General features: G+C 72.2%; 16 protein-coding genes. 10 read left to right on the plus strand and 6 right to left on the minus strand.

Translation table 11 applies throughout. The features are described 5' to 3' along the window. Positions 1 to 21: 21 nt before the first annotated feature. The gene (locus ACYBSK_RS20195; protein WP_460242736.1) at positions 22 to 660 is read right to left on the minus strand and encodes a TetR/AcrR family transcriptional regulator; all 639 of its coding nucleotides are present in this window, start codon (positions 658 to 660) and stop codon (positions 22 to 24) included. Between the two features lie 129 nt (positions 661 to 789). On the opposite strand from ACYBSK_RS20195, the gene ACYBSK_RS20200 reads away from it, so the two are divergent. Next, positions 790 to 1344 carry a DUF4232 domain-containing protein gene (locus ACYBSK_RS20200; protein WP_460242737.1) on the plus strand — a complete coding sequence of 185 codons (555 nt, stop codon included), beginning with the start codon at positions 790 to 792 and terminating at the stop codon, positions 1342 to 1344. Positions 1345 to 1357: 13 nt separating this feature from the next. Here the strand turns inward: ACYBSK_RS20200 and ACYBSK_RS20205 are convergent, their stop codons facing one another. Together ACYBSK_RS20205 and ACYBSK_RS20210 are read right to left on the minus strand one after the other, a co-directional pair. After that, the gene (locus ACYBSK_RS20205; protein WP_457478570.1) at positions 1358 to 1621 is read right to left on the minus strand and encodes a DUF5133 domain-containing protein; all 264 of its coding nucleotides are present in this window, start codon (positions 1619 to 1621) and stop codon (positions 1358 to 1360) included. 95 nt (positions 1622 to 1716) lie between these two features. Then, the gene (locus ACYBSK_RS20210; protein ID WP_460242738.1) at positions 1717 to 2439 is read right to left on the minus strand and encodes a SpoIIE family protein phosphatase; all 723 of its coding nucleotides are present in this window, start codon (positions 2437 to 2439) and stop codon (positions 1717 to 1719) included. Between the two features lie 302 nt (positions 2440 to 2741). Between ACYBSK_RS20210 and ACYBSK_RS20215 the strand changes: the two genes are divergently transcribed. Together ACYBSK_RS20215 and ACYBSK_RS20220 are read left to right on the plus strand one after the other, a co-directional pair. Next, on the plus strand, positions 2742 to 5099 hold the full coding sequence (locus tag ACYBSK_RS20215; protein ID WP_460242739.1) for a helix-turn-helix transcriptional regulator: 2358 nt from the start codon (positions 2742 to 2744) through the stop codon (positions 5097 to 5099). A 78-nt stretch (positions 5100 to 5177) separates the two neighbouring features. After that, entirely contained in the window at positions 5178 to 6917 is a 1740-nt protein-coding gene (locus ACYBSK_RS20220) for a sensor histidine kinase (protein ID WP_460242740.1), read from the plus strand. Between the two features lie 48 nt (positions 6918 to 6965). Here the strand turns inward: ACYBSK_RS20220 and ACYBSK_RS20225 are convergent, their stop codons facing one another. From ACYBSK_RS20225 to ACYBSK_RS20235, 3 genes are all read right to left on the minus strand, one after another. Beyond that, positions 6966 to 7676, minus strand: coding sequence for a response regulator (locus ACYBSK_RS20225; protein WP_460242741.1), 711 nt, complete (start codon positions 7674 to 7676; stop codon positions 6966 to 6968). Positions 7677 to 7803: 127 nt separating this feature from the next. Then, positions 7804 to 8262 (minus strand): Crp/Fnr family transcriptional regulator, encoded by a 459-nt coding sequence (locus ACYBSK_RS20230; protein ID WP_457478575.1) that lies wholly within the window; start codon positions 8260 to 8262, stop codon positions 7804 to 7806. Between the two features lie 295 nt (positions 8263 to 8557). Beyond that, positions 8558 to 9145 (minus strand): Rv1733c family protein, encoded by a 588-nt coding sequence (locus ACYBSK_RS20235; protein ID WP_457478576.1) that lies wholly within the window; start codon positions 9143 to 9145, stop codon positions 8558 to 8560. A gap of 256 nt (positions 9146 to 9401) precedes the next feature. Between ACYBSK_RS20235 and ACYBSK_RS20240 the strand changes: the two genes are divergently transcribed. The 7 genes from ACYBSK_RS20240 to ACYBSK_RS20270 all read left to right on the plus strand — a co-directional run bounded on the left by ACYBSK_RS20240 (position 9402) and on the right by ACYBSK_RS20270 (position 18164). Further along, positions 9402 to 10259 (plus strand): universal stress protein, encoded by an 858-nt coding sequence (locus tag ACYBSK_RS20240; RefSeq protein ID WP_457478577.1) that lies wholly within the window; start codon positions 9402 to 9404, stop codon positions 10257 to 10259. 78 nt (positions 10260 to 10337) lie between these two features. Beyond that, positions 10338 to 11339: a LacI family DNA-binding transcriptional regulator gene (locus tag ACYBSK_RS20245; RefSeq protein WP_460242742.1), complete on the plus strand. Its 1002-nt coding sequence runs from the start codon at positions 10338 to 10340 to the stop codon at positions 11337 to 11339. A gap of 184 nt (positions 11340 to 11523) precedes the next feature. Then, complete coding sequence (locus tag ACYBSK_RS20250) at positions 11524 to 12936, plus strand: extracellular solute-binding protein (RefSeq protein WP_460242744.1); 1413 nt, start codon at positions 11524 to 11526, stop codon at positions 12934 to 12936. A gap of 37 nt (positions 12937 to 12973) precedes the next feature. Next, positions 12974 to 13927, plus strand: a complete 954-nt coding sequence (locus ACYBSK_RS20255) for a carbohydrate ABC transporter permease (protein WP_460242745.1) — start codon at positions 12974 to 12976, stop codon at positions 13925 to 13927. A 48-nt stretch (positions 13928 to 13975) separates the two neighbouring features. Then, positions 13976 to 14851 (plus strand): carbohydrate ABC transporter permease, encoded by an 876-nt coding sequence (locus tag ACYBSK_RS20260; protein WP_460247063.1) that lies wholly within the window; start codon positions 13976 to 13978, stop codon positions 14849 to 14851. 61 nt (positions 14852 to 14912) lie between these two features. After that, positions 14913 to 16502 carry a glycoside hydrolase family 13 protein gene (locus ACYBSK_RS20265; RefSeq protein WP_460242746.1) on the plus strand — a complete coding sequence of 530 codons (1590 nt, stop codon included), beginning with the start codon at positions 14913 to 14915 and terminating at the stop codon, positions 16500 to 16502. Between the two features lie 240 nt (positions 16503 to 16742). Continuing rightward, positions 16743 to 18164 carry a PP2C family protein-serine/threonine phosphatase gene (locus ACYBSK_RS20270; RefSeq protein WP_460242747.1) on the plus strand — a complete coding sequence of 474 codons (1422 nt, stop codon included), beginning with the start codon at positions 16743 to 16745 and terminating at the stop codon, positions 18162 to 18164. Position 18165 lies beyond the last annotated feature (1 nt).

An 18165-nucleotide genomic window follows, 5' to 3' on the forward strand; every position in this document is an offset into this window, starting at 1 on the left:
TCGGTCACCCGGGTGGGGTGCCTACTTCACGGCGGCCGGCCCGAGCAGCGCGCGCAGCGCCGCGAAGGACTCCCGTACGCGCTCGGCGGGCCCTTCGCTGTGGTCGTTCGACTGCGACCACCGCTTCATGCCGCTGCGTACGGTCGACATGGCGACACCCGCGAGCAGTTCGGCGCTCTCGCCGTCGGGAGGGGTGCCGGTGCGCCGGGCGATGAGGCCGGCGAGGTCCCGTTCGACCGCCTCGCACTGGGCGAGGAACGCGGCCAGGACCGAGGGCACGCCTTCCGCGATGCGCAGCGAGTCCTCCAGCTCCCGCGGCTCGGGCGCCGCTTCCTGGAGGTGGTCGGCGAGCACGTCGCCGAGGTCGCGCAGCACCGCGTCGGTGTCCCGCCCCTCCCCTTCGGCGAACCGGTCCGCGAGCGCGGGTGGCACGGCGCCGGGAAAGGCGAAGAGGGCGGCTTCCTTGCTGGGGAAGTAGTTGAAGAAGGTCCGCGGTGAGACGCCGGCCTCCTTGCTGATCATCTCGACCGTGACCTGGCCGAATCCGTGCTCGCGGGCGAGCCGGACGGTCGCCGCGTGCAGCTCGGTGCGCGTCTCGCGGCGCCTGCGCGCGCGGAGCCCCTCGGCGGGGGCGCTCGGCTGCGGCTCGGTGACGGTCACGGCCGAGATTCTTGCACACCGTGCAAACCTTGCGCGCGCTGCACCCCCACCCGCAGGGAGTGCCCCGCGTCACACTTTCGCGCTAATGTCGTATGTCTGCATTTGCCGGATATGGACTGAGGACTCCCGATGAGCGCTCGTCACGCCACGGCGGCAGCGGCCGCCGTCACCGCCGCCCTCGCTCTGACCGCGCTCGCCGCGCCGCCCGCGCTCTCCGCGCCCGCCGTGCTCGCGCGCTGCGGCGAGAACGATCTGACGGTGCGCGCCGAGCCCTCCGACGACAGCGCCGACATCCTCAAGCTGAGCGTGCGCAACGACTCCTCGAAGGCCTGCCTCGTCGACCGCGTCCCGACGGTCACGTACGGGGACCTGGACGGCGCGGCGCTCCCGCTGCCCGCCGTGCCGCACTCCGGACGCACCCTCGCCGCGCACGACACGGCGTACGCGGCGGTGCTGTCGGTCTCCGACTCCGACGACGCCGAGGACCGGGCGCCCGCCGTCATGTACGTGACGGTCACGGCGCTGCCCGACCAGGAGGGCCGCACCTTCCAGGCACTGACCCTCGGCTCACCGACGGGGGTACGGGTGTGGGAGCCGGTCACCACCCTGTGGCAGTCGACGTCCGCGGGGGCCGAGCGGGTGCTGGAGGAACAGACCACGGGCCGCGGCACGCTCGCGGTCTGAGCCGCCCCGCTCCTCAGCCCATGCGCTGCGCCGTCGACCTCCGGTGCCGGCGCGCGGTGATCACCGAGTCGTCGTGGACGCGGGCGCCCGGGAGCCGGTGCCGGGCCGCGACCAGCGCGGCGTCCACATCGCTCGTCCCGGTGGCCACGCAGAGGCTGTAGCCGATGTCGTCGAGCCGCCGTCGCGCGGCGGGGCCTCCCTCGTCGGCGTCGAGCGCGCTGAGCGTCTCGTACTCGCGGACGAGGTCGTTCAGCAGGGCGGGGTGGGCGAGGAGCATGGGCTGCCCCTCCTTCCATGGTCATCAGCTGTCACGGGACTCGACTCCCGGTTGTCCTGTCACAGCCGGACGAAAACAGGCTCGGGCCATGGATTTCAGTCCGGGGCGCGGCCCGGGGAGGTCGCCTCCACCGCGAGCAGCGAGGCGTCCGCGTCCAGGCGGCCTCCGGCGTGGTGGAGCAGGTCGGCCGAGAGCGCGGCCGTGAACGGGGCGAGCGGCAGGGCGCTCAGCTCGGCGGCGCGGTCGGCGAGGGGGTAGGGGCCGCCGTCCGCGTCGCGGACCTCGGCGGCTCCCTCGGTGTGCAGCAGCATGCGGTCCCAGGCGCTCGCGGATATCTGCTGGGCTCCGCACCAGCCGTGCGCGAGGTCGAGCCGGCCGAGCGGCGGCGCCGGGGCGGGCACGGCGGCCGGTACCGCGGACCTGTCGCGGATCAGCAGCGGCGCCGGATGCCCGCAGCAGACGTACTCGGCGGAGCCGTCGGGGGCGACCGTGACCAGTGTGGCGGCGACGGACCGGCCGGCCTCGTCGGAGTGCGCGACCGTCGAGTGCAGGCGCACCGCGAGCACCTCCAGCGTCCGCTGCACGCGGGCGAGCCGCCGCCAGGTCCGCAGCAGGTCGTCGGCGGCCTCGGCCGGTGCGGAGCCCTCGGCCGAGACGTGCCCGATGAGCAGCCGGGTCCCGTACGGCGTGTCCACGACTCCGTGGAGATCGCTGCCCGGCCTCTTCGGCGCCGTGCCCGCTGTCAGTCGACGGGCGCTGACGCCGAGCGTGCCGAACGTCTCGGGCAGAGAGGTGATCGATGACGAACGGGTGGTCATGAAGGCCTTCCGCAGGGGGCACCGGACGCATCGGATCCGGCCGTGACGACGGCACGCGGCAGGTTCGGCGCGGCAGCCGCGGCGTTCCCGGAAGTGTAGTCAACCGGGCGCGCCGTGTGACGGTTTCCCTGAAGTGCGCCCGGAATCCCCGGATCCTGTGCGAACTGTTCCCCGGGGGACCTTCTTTCCGAGGACTTCCCGTTCGAGTGGTCACGGTGTGAAGAGGGTTCGCCCGTCCCCGTTTCGGCCTAGCCTGGCGGCGGCAGTCGCCACCATCCGTACCGCACGAGGTGAGCCCCCGCATGAACCCGAGCCCAGCCCGGCGCACGCCGGGAGAACTCCCCGCCGAGACCACCATTTTCGTCGGCAGGCGGAGGGAGTTGGGCCAGATCACGGAGGTGCTGTCGCGGGCGCGGCTGGTGACGCTGACCGGGCCCGGCGGCGTCGGCAAGACCCGCACGGCGGTGCGGGCGGCCCGCGACCTGCGGGGCACGTTCACCGACGGGGTGCGGCTCGTGGAGCTGTCCGCGCTGCGCGACCCGGCGCTGCTCGCGAACGCCGTGGCGGCCGCCCTCGACCTGCCGGAGCAGACGGCACGGCCGGCGCTGGAGGTGATCGCCGATCACCTGGAGGACCGCGGGCTCCTGCTGCTGCTCGACACCTGCGAGCACCTGGTCGACGCGTGCGCGATGCTCTGCGACGAACTGCTGCGCGCCGCACCCGGGTTGCGGATCGTCGCGACCAGCCGGCAGCCGCTCGACGTGCCCGGGGAGCACGTCCTGGCGATCGGGCCGCTGCGCATGCCGGATCCGGCGGACCACACCGCGGGGCGGGAGTGCGACGACGCGCTGGCGCTGTTCGCCGACCGGGCGTCGGCGGCGGTGCCGGGGTTCACGGTGGGCGAGGACAACCGCGCCGACGTGCTCGCCCTGTGCCGCCGGCTCGACGGGATCCCGCTCGCCATCGAACTCGCGGTGTCCCGGCTGCGGGTGCTGTCCCTCGACGAGATGCTGGCCCGCCTCGACGACCGGTTCCGGCTCCTCACCGGCGGGCGTCGCACGTCGGTGCCGCGCCATCAGACGCTGCGTACGGCGATCGGCTGGAGCCACGAGCTGTCGACGGCGGCGGAGCGGCTGCTGTGGGCCCGGCTGTCCGTGTTCGCGGGCGAATTGAGCCTCCAGGCGGCCGAGTCGGTGTGCTCCGACGACGAGGTGCTGCCCGTCGACGACGTGCTGACCTCGCTGATCGGCCTCGTGGAGAAGTCGGTCGTGGTGCGGGTGGAGACGCCGGAGGGCACGCGGTACCGCATGCTCGACACCATTCGCGAGTTCGGCCTGGAGCAGCTCGTCTCGCTCGGCGGCGACGAGCGCACCCGGCACCGCCACCTCATGTACTTCCTCGACGCGGCCCGCGCCTTCGACGAGGAGTGGACGGGCGACGCGCAAGTGCCCCTGCTGCGGGCCCTGGTGCGCGACCAGGCCAACGTGCGGGTGGCCCTGGAGACTTGCGTCGCCGTGCGGGAACTGAACTGCCGTGGCCTGGAGATGGCGACGGCGCTGTGGGGCTACTGGCACGCCACCGGGCTGCTCACCGAGGGCCGTTACTGGCTGCGGCGCGCGCTGGACGGCTGCCGGGACGAGACGCCGCAGCGCGTCAAGGCGCTGTGGCTGATGAGCTGGTACATGGACCTCCAGGGCGAACGGGGCAAGAACGAGGCGCTGTTGAAGGAGGCCGAGCAGATCGCCGCCCGGATCAACGACCAGGTGGGGGCCGCTTGGACGCTCGCCTTCCAGGCGCACCGCCGGTACTTCCTCGGCCAGATGGACGGCTGCGCCGACGACTTCGACGAGGCCCGCGCCCGGATGACGGCGCTCGGTGACGACACGGGCCTGCTCATGCTGGGCTTCTACGCCGGGTTCATGCTGATCCTCGCCGGCGATCCCGGGAAGGGCATCGCCTGGTGCGACGACTCGCTGGCGCGGGGCGCCGCGCATCCGGGCGAGCAGTGGGCGCGCGGCTGGGCGCTGTGGGTCAAGAGCGTCGGCCTGTGGCTCAAGGGCGAGCACGAGGCGTCGGTGGAGTGCGCCCGTGAGGGCATGCGCACCAAGGCGGCGCTGCATGATCTGATGGGGCTGGCCCACTTCATGGAGGGGCTCGCCTGGCACGCGGCGCAGTTGCGGCGCTTCGAGCGGGTCGCGGTGTTGCAAGGCGCGGCCGACGCGCTGTGGCGCAGGGCCGCGAAGGAGGCCCGGTTCGGCATCCCGGTGCTGCACGAACTGCACACGCAGGCGGCGGACTCGGCGCGGACGGTGCTCGGCGCCGACGGGTACCACCACTCGTTCGAGGAGGGCACGGCGATGCCGCTCGACGCCGTCGTCGACCTGGCGCTGACCGACGACTCGGTGCCGTCGCCCGACGTGCCGCCGCAGCGCTCGGGACCCACGGACGGGCTCACGCCACGGGAGCGTCAGGTGGCCGCACTGGTCGGCGAGGGGCACACCAACCGGGAGATCGCGGCGAAGCTCGTGGTGTCGAAGCGGACGATCGACTCCCACGTGGAGCACATTCTCACCAAGCTCGGTTTCACCTCCCGTTCCCAGGTCGCGGCCCTGCACGCGGACGGCTCGGCGGAGTCCGTGGTTCCACCCTCCGAGGTGTGACGAAGCAGGTCATCGCGGCGCCGACAGCCGCTACCGTGAGAGGGAAAGAACACCTCACCGAGGCCCCACGGAGGCCGGATGGCCGAGGACGGTGCACGGGGATCGGGCCCTCTGCCGAGGTTGCGGCTCGACGAACTGCTCGAAGAACTCCAGGTACGCATCGGCACGGTCCGCCGTACCCGCGACCGCCTTCAGGGACTCCTCGAGGCGGTCCTGTCGGTGGGCCAGGAGCTGAACCTCTCCCAAGTGCTGCGCCGGATCGTGGAGGCCGCCGTGGTCCTGGTGGACGCCGAGTACGGGGCGCTGGGGGTGATCGGTGAGGACCGCCGCAAGCTGTCGCAGTTCCTGCCGGTCGGCATCAGCGACGACCTGCGCGCCGAGATCGGGGAGCTGCCCTCGGGGCACGGGCTGCTGGGCGAGCTGATCCGGCACCCGGCGCCGCTGCGGCTCTCGGAGCTCGCCGACCACCACGCCTCCGCGGGCTTCCCGCCGCACCATCCGCCGATGCACTCGTTCGTCGGCACGCCGATCCGGGTGCGCGACGACGTGTTCGGGAATCTGTATCTGACGCAGAAGCGCGGCGGCGGCGAGTTCGACGACGAGGACGTGGCGGTGCTCCAGACGCTGGGCGCCGCGGCGGGCGTCGCGATCGAGAACGCGCGCCTGTACGAGGAGGTCCGACTGCGGGAGCGCTGGCTCCAGTTGAGCGCCGACTTCACCGGCAGCCTGCTGTCCGGCGCCGACGAGGACCAGGTGCTGCGCCTCATGGTGGACCGGGCGCGGGAGATCACCGCGGCGGACCTCGGTGTGGTGGCGCTGATCGGGCCCGGCGACAACCTGCTGCACGAGAAGCTGGCACTCGGCGAGCGGGCGCAGGCGCACAGCGACGTGACGCTGCCGCGCGAGGGCACCTTCGCCGGGGCGGCCCTCTCCTCGAAGGCGCTGGTCACCTCGGACGACATCCGCAAGGACCCGCGGATCACCTACCAGCCGGACCGCTGGGAGGGCCTCGGGCCCGCGGTGGCGGTCCCGATCGGCACGTCCGAGGGGGTCCGAGGGGTGCTGATGCTGGCGCGCCGCGCCGACCACTCCCCCTTCTCCGCGGCCGAGTTGATCCCGCTCAGCGGTTTCGCGGGGCAGGCGGCGCTCGCTCTCGAACTCGCGGACCGGCGGCGGGACGCGGAGCAGATGAGCCTGCTGGAGGACCGCGACCGGATCGCCCGCGACCTCCACGACCTGGCGATCCAGCGGCTGTTCGCGACCGGGATGACGTTGCAGAGCGCGCAGCGGTTCGTGCAGCATCCGGAGGCGGCGGAGCGGCTGCTGCGGGCCGTGGACGACCTGGACACCACCATCAAGATCATTCGGTCGACGATCTTCGGGCTGCGCGAGCGCGACGCCCCGCCGACCGGCTCCGGCCTCCGGGTGCGGATCGTACGGGCGGTGGAGGACGCGGCCCAGGTCCTCGGCTTCACCCCGTCGTTGCGCATGGAGGGCCTGATCGACGCGGAGGTGCCGGGGCCGGTCGCCGACGACACGCTGGCCGTGCTCGGCGAGGCGTTGACGAACGTGGCCCGGCACGCCCGCGCCTCGTCCGCCGACGTCGCCCTGGTGGTGCGCGGCGGCTCCCTGACGCTGATCGTGGCGGACGACGGTGTGGGGATCGCCTCGGTGTCCGACGCGCACCGCAGCGGGCTCGCCAACCTGACGGCCCGCGCGGTGGGCCGCGGCGGCGAGCTGAACACCACGGCGCGCGCCGGGGGCGGCACCCTCCTGGAGTGGACGGTGCCGATCGAGCCGGATTCGCACGACGACTGACACGGTCTCGGCCGCCGGGACTCGGCCGCAGGGCCGGGCCAGGGGCTCTCAGGGGCGGTTCCTGTCCTGCGGCAATTTCGTCGCGATCACCGCGGCCTGGATCCGGCGTTCCACGCCCAGCTTGGCGAGCAGCCGGGAGATGTTGTTCTTCACCGTCTTCTCCGAGAGGAACAGGCGACGGCCGATCTGCCGGTTGGTGAGCCCCTCCCCCACCAGCGCGAGGATGTCCCGCTCCCGGTCGGTGAGTTCGACGCCCTCGGCCGTCGGCGCCCCCGCGGCGTCCGGGACGGGCTGCTCGCCCTGCTCGGGTCCGCGCAGGCTGCGCATCAGCCGGGCCGTCGTGGCCGGGTCGAGCATCGACTGCCCGGCGGCGACGGTGCGTACGGCGGAGACCAGGTCGGAGCCCTTGATCTGTTTGAGGACGTAACCGCCGGCGCCGGCCATGATGGCGTCGAGCAGCGCGTCGTCGTCGTCGAAGGAGGTGAGCATGAGGCAGCTCAAGTCCGGGATGAGCACACGCAGTTCACGGCAGATCGTGATGCCGTCGCCGTCCGGGAGCCGTACGTCGAGCACGGCCACGTCGGGGCGGAGCGCGGGTCCCCTGGCGATGGCCTGCGCCGCGGTGGCGGCCTCCCCGACGACGGTCATGTCGGGTTCGGCCCCGAGGAGGTCGCGCAGGCCGCGGCGCACCACTTCGTGGTCGTCGAGCAGCAGGATGCGTATGGGCCGGTCCGCTGAGAAAGTACGTGGCTGTGACATACGGCCCCCTCGGCTGTGGTGTTCCCAGACGGGTGGATGCGAACCCGTCTAGATCCTGGGGCCGGACGGACTGATCCGCCAGGGCCGAACGGTACCGTTCACGGACCCTGCCGGTCCGTGTTCCGCGCTACGCCGCGTCCGTTCCGTACGGCGCGTACAGGTCGAGCAGCCGGGTGCGGGTGACGCTGAGCCGGTGGGCGAGCACGCCGCCCACCCACTGGGCCACGAACGAGCCGAGCCCGGGGTCGGAGGCGCACAACAGACGGACGGTGAAGGCGTCGAACTCGTGGGCCTTGACCCGGGTCTCGGCCTGCGCGCCGAGCTGCCACACGTAGGGCGGGAACAGCCACGACCAGCCGATGAGGTCCCCGTGGCCGAGGTACTCGACGACGGGGGCGCGCCGTCCCGGCACCCGCATGTCGAGGGAGACACTGCCGCTGCGCACGATCCAGAAGCGGTCGGCGCGCGAGCCCTCGTCGAACAGCCGGGCGCCTTCCAGGAAGGTCACGTCGCGCGCGAAGCGCATCAGCCGGCCGCGGTACTCCTCGGGCAGGGTCTGCGTGATGCGCGGTGCGGTGGTGGTCATGGGCGGCCTCCTTCGGGTGGCTCGGACGGCGGCCGCGGGCGCGTTCCCTGTGGGGCGCCGCCGGGGCCCGGCTGTCGGCGGAGCGGGGCTCCGGCGGCGTCGTCGCGTCGGGTGGTCCGCCGTCCTTGCGATACCTCGACCATGCCGGTCGGGCCGCGACCCGCCCAGGGGCCGAACGGCTCCGGCGCCGGGCCCTGTCGGCTCTGCCACGGGGCCCGTCGGCCCCCTGAGCAGGCGCTTGGCCCTCCGCGCGGCGGGCGAGGGGGCCACTCGGGCCCGTGCGCGGGCGTGCGCCCTAAGCGGGGCGCCGACTCCACTCGGGGCCGACGCGGTTCCACTCGCGTTCCCAGGCCGCGAGCCTGCGGCGGTCCAGGGCGCGGCGGAGGGCGCAGCGGGTCAGCAGGGCGAGGGTCGCGGTGGTCGCGGTGACCAGGAACGCGGTGGTGAGGGCGCGGGCCCAGACGGCGTCGGAGCCCCAGGGCGCGGTGGTGACCCGGCCGCGCGCGTCGAGCCAGACGGTGGCCGGATCGCCCCGGTCGAGCCCGGCGGAGACGGGCGCGGTCGCCACGACGGTGCGCCGGCCGTCGTCGGTCCAGCGGACCTTGACCGGGTACGTCACCGTGTTCTGCACCCCGCTGGACGACGGCACGTAGTCGGGGGCGTCCTCGACGAGCTCCGCCCGTACCCGCTGGCGCTGCGCCACCTGGGCGCGGGCGTGCTCGGCGGCGTCGGCGTGGGCGGCCCAGCCGGCCGCGGCTCCCGCGGCGGGCGCCACCAGGAAGGCGAGCAGTCCGAGCAGCAGCGCCGCCCACCCCTCGACCGCGTCCGACCTGCGCCGCAGGGGGTTGCCCTTGGCTTGCCTGAGCTTCTTGCAGGTCGTCATCGTCACCTCCCTGCCAGCGTAAGGCCACGCTCGCGCCCGCACCCGGTTCGGCACAGGGGCCGAACGGCCCCTCGCCGAGGGCCGGTTCGCCTCTCCCTGCGCAGGTCGGGACGGTGAGACGGTCCCGGGACACCAGAGCAGGGCCGCCCGAGAGCGCCCGATCCTTCGGTGCTCCACACGAGTGACCACCGCCGTGCGTGGAACCCGCGCCGGACGAAGACATCTTCCGCGTCACCGCCATGGAGAGGTTCCCGCCATGACCAGTACCCGCGTCCTGAGCGTCGGGACGGACGCCTCCCGCGAGAGCGTGCACGCAGCGGACTGGGCGGCCCGCGAGGCACTGCGCCGCGGTCTGCCGCTGCGGCTGGTGCAGGCCGCGGACACCGAGCGGCCCGCGCCGCGGCTGCCGGACGTCGACCTGCCGGACCGCGGCGTGCTCGATCTGGTCGCGCTGCGGCTGTCGTACGCGCATCCCGCGCTCGAGATCATCGCGCGGCGCCGCCCGCAGCAACCGGTGACCGCGCTGCTGGAGGCGGCCGCGGAGTCGGAGACGCTGGTGCTCGGTTCCCGGGGCTTCACCGGCTACTCCGGGTTCCTGGTCGGCTCGGTCGCCCTGGCGGTCACGGCGCGCTCGCTGCGTCCGGTGATCCTCGTACGGGCCGGTGGGCTGCCGGAGGACGAGCGCGAGGGGGCCGACTACCGGCCGGTCGTCGTGGGGATCGACGTCACGGAGCCCTCCGACGAGGTCCTCAGTTACGCGTTCGAGGCGGCGGCCCTGCGCGACGCCCCGCTGCACGTGCTGCACGCCTGGACGCTGCCGCCGCTGCGCACCGAGCAGCACGGTGGCGCGCTGCCGGGCGACGCGGCGCGCCGGGAGGGGCGGCTGCGCAGGTCGCTCGCGGAGGCCGTGGGGACGTGGCGGACGAAGTATCCGGAGGTACGGGTCGAGGAGCGGCTGCTGTACGGGCAGGCGGGCCACCATCTCCTCAAGGCGGCCACGAACGCGAGCCTGACGGTCGTGGGGCGGCGCACCGACGCGTCCCATCTGGGCTGCACCGCGCACTCGGTCGTGCACCACGTGACCAGCCCGGTCGCGGTCGTCCCGCACTGCTGACCGGGTGCCGTCCTCGACCCCGTCGAATGTCGCCATCACGCAAACGGAACGCAAGTTTTTGCGCTAATCTTGCGCTCCATGACGCGCAGACTTGCTCAGGTGGCGAAGAAGGTCGGGGTCAGCGAGGCCACGGTCAGCCGGGTGCTCAACAACAAGCCCGGGGTGTCGGAGGCGACGCGCCAGTCGGTGCTGACCGCACTCGACGTGTTGGGCTACGAGCGGCCGACCCAACTGCGCGGCGAGCGGGCCCGGCTCGTCGGCCTGGTCCTGCCCGAACTGCAGAACCCGATCTTCCCCGCGTTCGCGGAAGTGATCGGTGGCGCTCTCGCCCAGCAGGGCCTCACCCCGGTGCTGTGCACCCAGACCAAGGGCGGCGTGTCGGAGGCCGACTACGTGGAGCTGCTGCTGCAACAGCAGGTGTCGGGCGTGGTGTTCGCGGGCGGACTGTTCGCGCAGGGGGACGCCGAGCACGGCCACTACCAGCGGCTCGCCGAACGCCAGGTGCCGGTGGTGCTGGTGAACGCGGCCATCGAGCGGCTCGGCTTCCCGTGCGTGGCGTGCGACGACGCGGTCGCCGTCGAGCAGGCATGGCGGCACCTGTCGTCGCTGGGCCATGAGCGCATCGGTCTGGTGCTCGGCCCCGACGACCACATTCCTTCGCAGCGCAAACTCGCCGCGGCGCGCGCCCTGGAGGGCAGGCTCCCGGGCTCGGCGGTCGAGCGGGCGATGTTCTCCCTGGAGGGCGGGCATGCCGCGGCGGCGCGGCTCATCGGCCGGGGCATCACCGGCGTCATCTGCGCGAGCGACCCCCTCGCCCTCGGCGCGGTGCGGGCCGCGCGCCGCGCGGGGCTCTCCGTGCCGGGCGACGTCTCGGTGGTCGGCTACGACGACTCGGCGTTCATGAACTGCACGGAGCCGCCGCTGACCACGGTGCGCCAGCCGATCGAGGCGATGGGGCGGGCCGCCGTCGAGATGCTCGTGGCGCAGATCCAGGGCGGTTCGGTGCCGCCGGGTGAGCTGCTGTTCGAGCCCGAGCTGGTGGTGCGCGGCTCGACGGCACCGCCGGCCCCGGCCGCGTAACGACGCCTCGGCTCCCCCACGCCGCCACCCTGTTCATTTTTTGCGGAATACGCGCGACATCTTGCGCCCCCTTGGTGGCGGTGCTTGAGTGTGGCTCGCCCCGGCACCCCGGTCTCGCCGACCGCGGCGCCGCGGGCCACCACGTTCCTGCCTGCACAGGCTCAGGCCCGAAGGGGACCCACCGATGAGAAGCACCTGGCCGCGCCCTGCCCTCCGTACGTCCGCCGCGGCGATCGCCACGGCCCTGGCCCTGGGCTCGCTCGCGGCCTGCGGCACCAGCAGCTCCGACGACGACGGCCGGGCGAACGCCGGGTCGAAGGCCGATGTCGGCGCCCCGCTCGACCCGAAGACGAAGGTCTCGCTGACCATCGACTGCATGCCGCCGAAGGCGAAGGCGGCCGAGCGGCGGCAGTGGATCGAGGACGTCAGGACGTTCAACGAGAAGTATCCGAACGTCACGATCAACGGGAAGTCGACCGCGGGCCAGTGCGAGGAGCCCGCCCGGTTCACCGCCGCGCTCAAGGCGAAGTCCCAACCCGACGTCTTCTACACGTACTTCACCGACCTTCAGCAGGTGCTCGACCACGACGGCGCCGAGGACATCACGGCGTACGTCACCAAGAAGACGGTCCCCGCGCTCGACTCGATCGACCCGAACGTGCTGGGCGCGCTGAAGAAGGACAACAAGCTCTACGGCCTGCCCACCAGCAACTACACGATGGGCCTGCTCATCAACCGCAAGCTGTTCAAGAAGGCCGGCCTCGACCCGGACGAGCCGCCGACGACGTGGGCCGGGGTCCGCGCGGCCGCGAAGAGGATCGCCGGTCTCGGCGGCGGCATCTCGGGCTACGGCGAGTACAGCGCGGAGAACACCGGCGGCTGGCACTTCACGGCGGCGATGTACGGGCTCGGCGGCGACGTCGTCTCCCCGGACGGCAAGAAGGCCGCGTTCAACAACGCCACCGGCAAGCGGATCACCCGGCAGCTGCACGACATGCGCTGGAAGGACAACAGCATGGGCAGGACGCAGCTGCTGAAGTGGGGCGACCTCCAGAAGCAGATCGCCTCCGACAAGCTCGGCATGTTCCTGGCCGCGCCCGACGACGTCACGTACATGGTGCAGCAACTCGGCGCCGACTACGACAACTTCGGGATGGGGCCGATCCCCGGCGGCAAGGCGACACTGTTCGGCGGCAACGACTACATGATCAAGAAGGGCTCGTCGCCCGACCAGATCAAGGCCGCGATCGCCTGGCTGAACTTCAAGACGCTCACCCCGGGCAAGGGCCAGTTCGACTGGGCCAGGACCAAGGGCGACAAGCTCCCGGTCGGCCTGCCGCAGCCCAACTTCTTCACGGGCACAGTGAAGGCGAAGGACCTCAAGTCCCGGACGGACAACGCCACCATGCCCGTGGCCAACTTCGAACCGTTCATGGCGAACCCCGTGCGCGGCAAGGCCGAGCCGCCCAAGGCACAGGAGGTCTACAAGGTCCTCGACAACGTCATGTCGGGCGTCCTGACCAACAAGGACGCCGACGTCGACAAGCTGCTGTCCACCGCCGAGCAGCAGGTCAACCAGGTGCTGGCCAACCAGTGAGCCGCCCCCGCCGCCGCCTGTGAACCGAGGAGTGACCATGTCGGCCCCGACGCTGCCCGCGAAGCCCCGGCCATCCGCACCGCCCGCACGCAAGCACCAACTCGCACGCTCCGAGGGTTCGTTGGCACGCGGCGTGAAGCGCAACCTCTCCGCCCACGGCTTCCTGATCGGCGCGGTGCTCTGCTTCTCCTTCTTCTCCTGGTATCCGATGGTCCGGGAGTTCCTCCTGGCCTTCCAGAAGACGAAGGACGGCCGCACCACCTGGGCCGGCTGGTCCAATCTCACCTACGTCTTCAACGACCCGGCCTTCTGGCAGGCCTGGCGCAACACCCTCCTGTTCACCGCCCTGGCCCTGCTCCTCGGCTTCGCCGTGCCGTTCCTCGTGGCGGTCCTGCTCAACGAGTTCCGGCACGGCCAGGGCTACTTGAGGATGCTGGTCTACCTCCCGGTGATGCTGCCGCCGGTGGCCTCCGTGCTCCTGTTCAAGTACTTCTACGACCCCGGCTACGGCCTGTTCAACCGGGTCCTCGGCGTCTTCGGCATACCGGAACAGCAGTGGCTCCAGTCCACCGACACCGCGATGCTGTCCGTCGTCATCGCGGCGACGTGGATGAACATGGGCGGGGCGACCCTCATCTACCTGGCGTCGCTCCAGGGCATCCCCGGCGAGCTGTACGAGGCCGCGGAGCTGGACGGCGCCGGGCTGTGGCGCAAGATCTGGCACGTGACGATCCCGCAGACGCGGCTGATCCTGTCGCTGATGTTCCTGATGCAGATCATCGCGACGATGCAGGTCTTCACCGAGCCGTTCCTGCTGACCAACGGCGCGGGCCCCGAGGGCTCGACCACCACCGTCGTCTACCTGATCTACCAGTACGCCTTCAACTTCAACAACTACGGCGGCGCGGCAGCCCTGGGCCTCGTCCTGCTCGTCCTGCTCGCCGCCTTCTCCGCGGTGTACGTACGACTCAGCCGCTCCCAGGACGACTGACGCACACCACGCGAACAAAGGGAGTCGGCTCTCATGGCCACCGAAACGATGCGCCCCCGCACCCTGATCTCCCCCGCCCAGCTCGGCCGGCGCCGCGGACGAATCCTGTACTGGACGGTCTTCGGCCTCACCATGACCCTGTTCACACTGGTCTTCCTCGGCCCGCTGTACTGGATGGTGACCGGCGGCCTCAAGACCACGGCGGAGATCGTCCAGTCCCCGCCCACCCTGGTGCCCGACAGCGTGCACCCCGACAACTACCGGTCCGCCTGGGAGGTCATGGACCTCGCCAGGCTCCTGTTCAACACCCTCTACTACGCCTTCGGCGCGCTCGCCTTCCAACTGGTCCTCGATGTCGCCGCCGCGTACTCGCTGTCCAAGCTCCGCCCCCTGTTCGGCAACGTGATCCTCGGCATGATGCTGGCGACGCTGATGATCCCGGCGACGGTACTCGTGGTCCCGCAGTACCTGACGGTCCTCGACGTGCCGATCTTCGAGCGGAACCTGCTCAACAGCCCGTGGGCGATCTGGCTGCCGTCGGTCACGAACGCCTTCAACATCTTCCTGCTCAAGCGGTTCTTCGACTCGATCCCGCAGGAACTGCTCGACGCGGCGTCCATCGACGGCGCCTCCGCGCTGCGCACGCTGCGCTCCGTGGTGCTGCCGATCTCCCGGCCGATCCTCGGCGTCGTCTCCATCTTCGCGGTGGTCGGCGTGTGGAAGGACTTCCTCTGGCCGATGCTGACGCTGCCCGACCCGGCGAAGCAGACGCTGAACGTCGGCATCTACTCACTGTCCAACGGTGTCCCGCAGAACCAGCTGATCGCCGCGCTCACCATCGCGTCCGTACCGACGCTGATCCTGTTCCTGCTCTTCCAGCGGAACATCATGAGCGGCCTGACCGCCGGCGGCCTCAAGGGCTGACCCGCCCGCTCGCCCCTTCTCGAGACGAATCCTTGTGACCCCCGCGCGAAAGGAACCCTTCGTGGTGGCCGACGACTGGTGGCGCAGTGCTGCCATCTACCAGGTGTACGTCCGCAGCTTCGCCGACGGCGACGGCGACGGCACGGGCGACCTCGCCGGTGTCCGGGCCCGGCTGCCGTATCTGGCCCGGCTCGGCATCGACGCCATCTGGTTCACGCCCTGGTACCGCTCCCCGCTCGCGGACGGCGGCTACGACGTCGCCGACTACCGGGCCATCGACCCGGCGTTCGGCACCCTCGCCGAGGCCGAGAAGCTGATCGCGGAGGCGCGGGACCTCGGCATCCGCGTGATCGTCGACATCGTGCCGAACCACGTGTCCGACCAACACCCCTGGTTCCGGGCCGCGTTGACGGCGGGCCCCGGCAGTCCGGAGCGCGCCCTCTTCCACTTCCGGCCGGGGCGCGGCGCGCGCGGTGAACTGCCGCCGAACAACTGGCCGTCACAGTTCGCGGGCGACACCTGGACCCGGGTGCCGGACGGGGAGTGGTACCTGCACCTGTTCACCCCCGAGCAGCCGGACCTCAACTGGGCACATCCGGTGGTGCGCCAGGAGCACGAGGACGTGCTGCGCTTCTGGTTCGAGCGGGGCGCCGCGGGCGTGCGCGTGGACTCGGCGGCGCTGCTGGCCAAGGACCCGGCGCTCGCCGACGCGATCGGCGACGACACCAGCGGCTACGTCGACCGCGACGAACTGCACGACGTGTACCGCTCCTGGCGGGCCGTCGCCGACGCCTACGGCGGCGTCCTCATCGGCGAGCTGTGGGTCCCGGACCCCGAGCGCTTCGCCCGCTACCTGCGCCCCGACGAACTGCACACCGCCTTCAACTTCGACTTCCTTGCCCGCCCCTGGGACGCCGCCGAACTGCGCGCCTCCATCGACGACACGCTCGCCCACCACGCCCCCGCGGGCGCGCCCGCGACCTGGGTGCTGTGCAACCACGACGTGACCCGCACCGTCACCCGCTACGGCCGCGCCGACACCCGCTTCGACTTCGCCGCCAAACGGTTCGGCACCCCCACCGACCTCCGACTCGGGCTGCGCCGGGCCCGCGCGGCGGCGCTGCTCTCGCTCGCCCTGCCCGGCTCCGTCTACCTGTACCAGGGCGAGGAGCTGGGGCTGCCCGAGGTGGAGGTGGACCGCGCGCACATCCAGGACCCGATGCACGCACGCTCGGGCGGCATCGACCCGGGGCGCGACGGCTGCCGCGTCCCCCTGCCGTGGACCGCGAGCGGGCCGACGTACGGCTTCGGGGACCCGGGCGCCGTCGAGGCATGGCTGCCGCAGCCGCCGGACTGGGGGCGTTACGCCGCCGAACGCCAGGAGGACGACCCGGGCTCGATGCTCGCGCTCTACCGGGACGCGCTGCACCTGCGCGCACACCAACCGGGCTTTCGGAGCGACGGGTTGACCTGGCTGCCCGCGCCGGAGGGGGTATTCGCGTTCGCCCGCGGTCAGGGCCTCGTGTGCGCCGTGAACCTCGGGGCGGAGCCGGCCCCGCTGCCGCCCCACCGCACGGTGCTGCTCAGCAGCTCACCCCTGGACGGCGAGGGACGGCTGCCGTCCGACACGGCGGTGTGGCTGCGTACGTAGGTTTCGCTACGCCGTTCGACCGGGCAGTTGTCGCCGTACGTATGAACGCGGCATACGCCGTACCCGCCCATCCGTTCGACGGTCGGTCACGAACGGGTCCGCTTGGAGGACAGCGGCATATGCCATAAGCACCACCGCATCGTGTATGGCCAAATCCCTTACGGGGCACGGCGGCCTGTGCCAGAGTCGTTAGCGGTCCTTCCGTCAGCCATGGCAGCACCTGCCTGCATCGGAGTCTTCATGCCGCCCCATGCCTTCGCGGACCGCCCCGCCGGCCCACCGCCGGAGCGTGGCACGGTCGACGCGCTGATCTCGCAGACGCGCCGTCTGCTCGGCGACGTCGACGCGGTACGCCGCGAGTCGGCGATGACGGACGAGGCAGACGCCGAGTCCCGCTGGCAGCGCGCCCTGTACGAGCTGGCGGTGCATCAACTCAGCGACCTCGACCGGCACTTGGCGCAGCTGCGGGAGGGTCCGGACCGGCTGCCGGGCCTGCCGTCCCAGCGGCCGTCCGCCCCCGAGCCGGGGCCGGGCTCCCTGCTGAGCCGGGTCGGCAGCGCGGAGTGGAACCTGCTGACCGATGAGGCGACGTGGTCCGAGGAGCTCTTCCAGATCCTCGGCAGGGACCCCGAGGCCCCGGCCCTCACCCTCGACGAGCTGCCCGCCCTGGTGCACGCCGACGACCAGCCGAAGCTCACCTCGATGGTCACCGACTGCCTGATCGACGGCAAGCCGATCGACGGGGAGTTCCGCGTCGTGCGCACGGACGGCTCCGTGCGCACGGTGCACATGATGGGCGAGCCCGTGCTCGACGCCGGCGGTGCCACCGCCTCGATGTGGGCGGTCGTACGTGACGTCAGTGAACTGCGCCGCAGCCAGCGCACGGTGAGCGAGACCCGTGACTCGCTCCAGCGCCAGCGGCACATCGCGCAGACCGAGCACCGGCTCGCGGTCGAGCTGCAGGAAGCCGTGCTACCGCCGTGGCGTGGCTCCCTGCGGCTCCCGCACAGCGGTCCAGGGGGCCTCGATCTCACCGCCCACTACTTCCCCTCCTCCGCGGGCAGCCCGATCGGCGGCAACTGGTACGACGCGCTCGAACTGCCGGGCGGGCAGACCCTGTTGACCGTCGGCGACCTCACCGGGCACGGCGTGGCCGTCACCTCCGGCATGGCGATGCTGCTCGGCGCGATCCGCGGCATGGCGATGTGCGGCTCGGCCCCCGGCGAACTGCTCGGCTCGCTCAACCACCTCCTCGACTCCTCCGCACAACCCGCGCTGGGCAGCGCGCTGTGCTGCCGGTACGACCCGGCGGCCCGCACACTGGCGTGGGCGCAGGCGGGACACCCCGCCCCGCTGCTGTTCCGGGACGGGACGGGGCGTGCGCTCACGCCACCCGAAGGCGTCCTCCTCGGCGCCACCTCCGGCGCGGCCTACGAGCAGGCCGAAGAGCCGCTGCGCGCCGGAGACCTGCTGCTCCTGCACACGGACGGGCTGGTGCCACGGCGCGGCTCGACCGCGTCCACGGGCCGGCTGCTCGCGCTGGCCGGGCCACTGTCCGACGCCAGGGACGCGCAGGACTGCGTGCGCGTGCTCCGGGAGGAGTTCGGCCGGGGCGAGCGTGAGGACGACGCCTGTGTTCTCGTCGCCAGGATCGGTTCCTGAC

Source organism: Streptomyces sp. BYX5S (genome assembly GCF_054724165.1).

What these genes read in the sequence shown, in the direction of transcription:
- ACYBSK_RS20225 (WP_460242741.1), bottom strand. Translation starts at nt 7,676, where the DNA reads ATGTCACAGCCACGTACTTTCTCAGCGGACCGGCCCATACGCATCCTG.
- ACYBSK_RS20215 (WP_460242739.1), top strand. Translation starts at nt 2,742, where the DNA reads ATGAACCCGAGCCCAGCCCGGCGCACGCCGGGAGAACTCCCCGCCGAG.
- ACYBSK_RS20230 (WP_457478575.1), bottom strand. Translation starts at nt 8,262, where the DNA reads ATGACCACCACCGCACCGCGCATCACGCAGACCCTGCCCGAGGAGTAC.
- ACYBSK_RS20255 (WP_460242745.1), top strand. Translation starts at nt 12,974, where the DNA reads ATGTCGGCCCCGACGCTGCCCGCGAAGCCCCGGCCATCCGCACCGCCC.
- ACYBSK_RS20200 (WP_460242737.1), top strand. Translation starts at nt 790, where the DNA reads ATGAGCGCTCGTCACGCCACGGCGGCAGCGGCCGCCGTCACCGCCGCC.
- ACYBSK_RS20245 (WP_460242742.1), top strand. Translation starts at nt 10,338, where the DNA reads ATGACGCGCAGACTTGCTCAGGTGGCGAAGAAGGTCGGGGTCAGCGAG.
- ACYBSK_RS20260 (WP_460247063.1), top strand. Translation starts at nt 13,976, where the DNA reads ATGCGCCCCCGCACCCTGATCTCCCCCGCCCAGCTCGGCCGGCGCCGC.
- ACYBSK_RS20250 (WP_460242744.1), top strand. Translation starts at nt 11,524, where the DNA reads ATGAGAAGCACCTGGCCGCGCCCTGCCCTCCGTACGTCCGCCGCGGCG.
- ACYBSK_RS20210 (WP_460242738.1), bottom strand. Translation starts at nt 2,439, where the DNA reads ATGACCACCCGTTCGTCATCGATCACCTCTCTGCCCGAGACGTTCGGC.
- ACYBSK_RS20220 (WP_460242740.1), top strand. Translation starts at nt 5,178, where the DNA reads ATGGCCGAGGACGGTGCACGGGGATCGGGCCCTCTGCCGAGGTTGCGG.
- ACYBSK_RS20240 (WP_457478577.1), top strand. Translation starts at nt 9,402, where the DNA reads ATGACCAGTACCCGCGTCCTGAGCGTCGGGACGGACGCCTCCCGCGAG.
- ACYBSK_RS20235 (WP_457478576.1), bottom strand. Translation starts at nt 9,145, where the DNA reads ATGACGACCTGCAAGAAGCTCAGGCAAGCCAAGGGCAACCCCCTGCGG.
- ACYBSK_RS20205 (WP_457478570.1), bottom strand. Translation starts at nt 1,621, where the DNA reads ATGCTCCTCGCCCACCCCGCCCTGCTGAACGACCTCGTCCGCGAGTAC.
- ACYBSK_RS20270 (WP_460242747.1), top strand. Translation starts at nt 16,743, where the DNA reads ATGCCGCCCCATGCCTTCGCGGACCGCCCCGCCGGCCCACCGCCGGAG.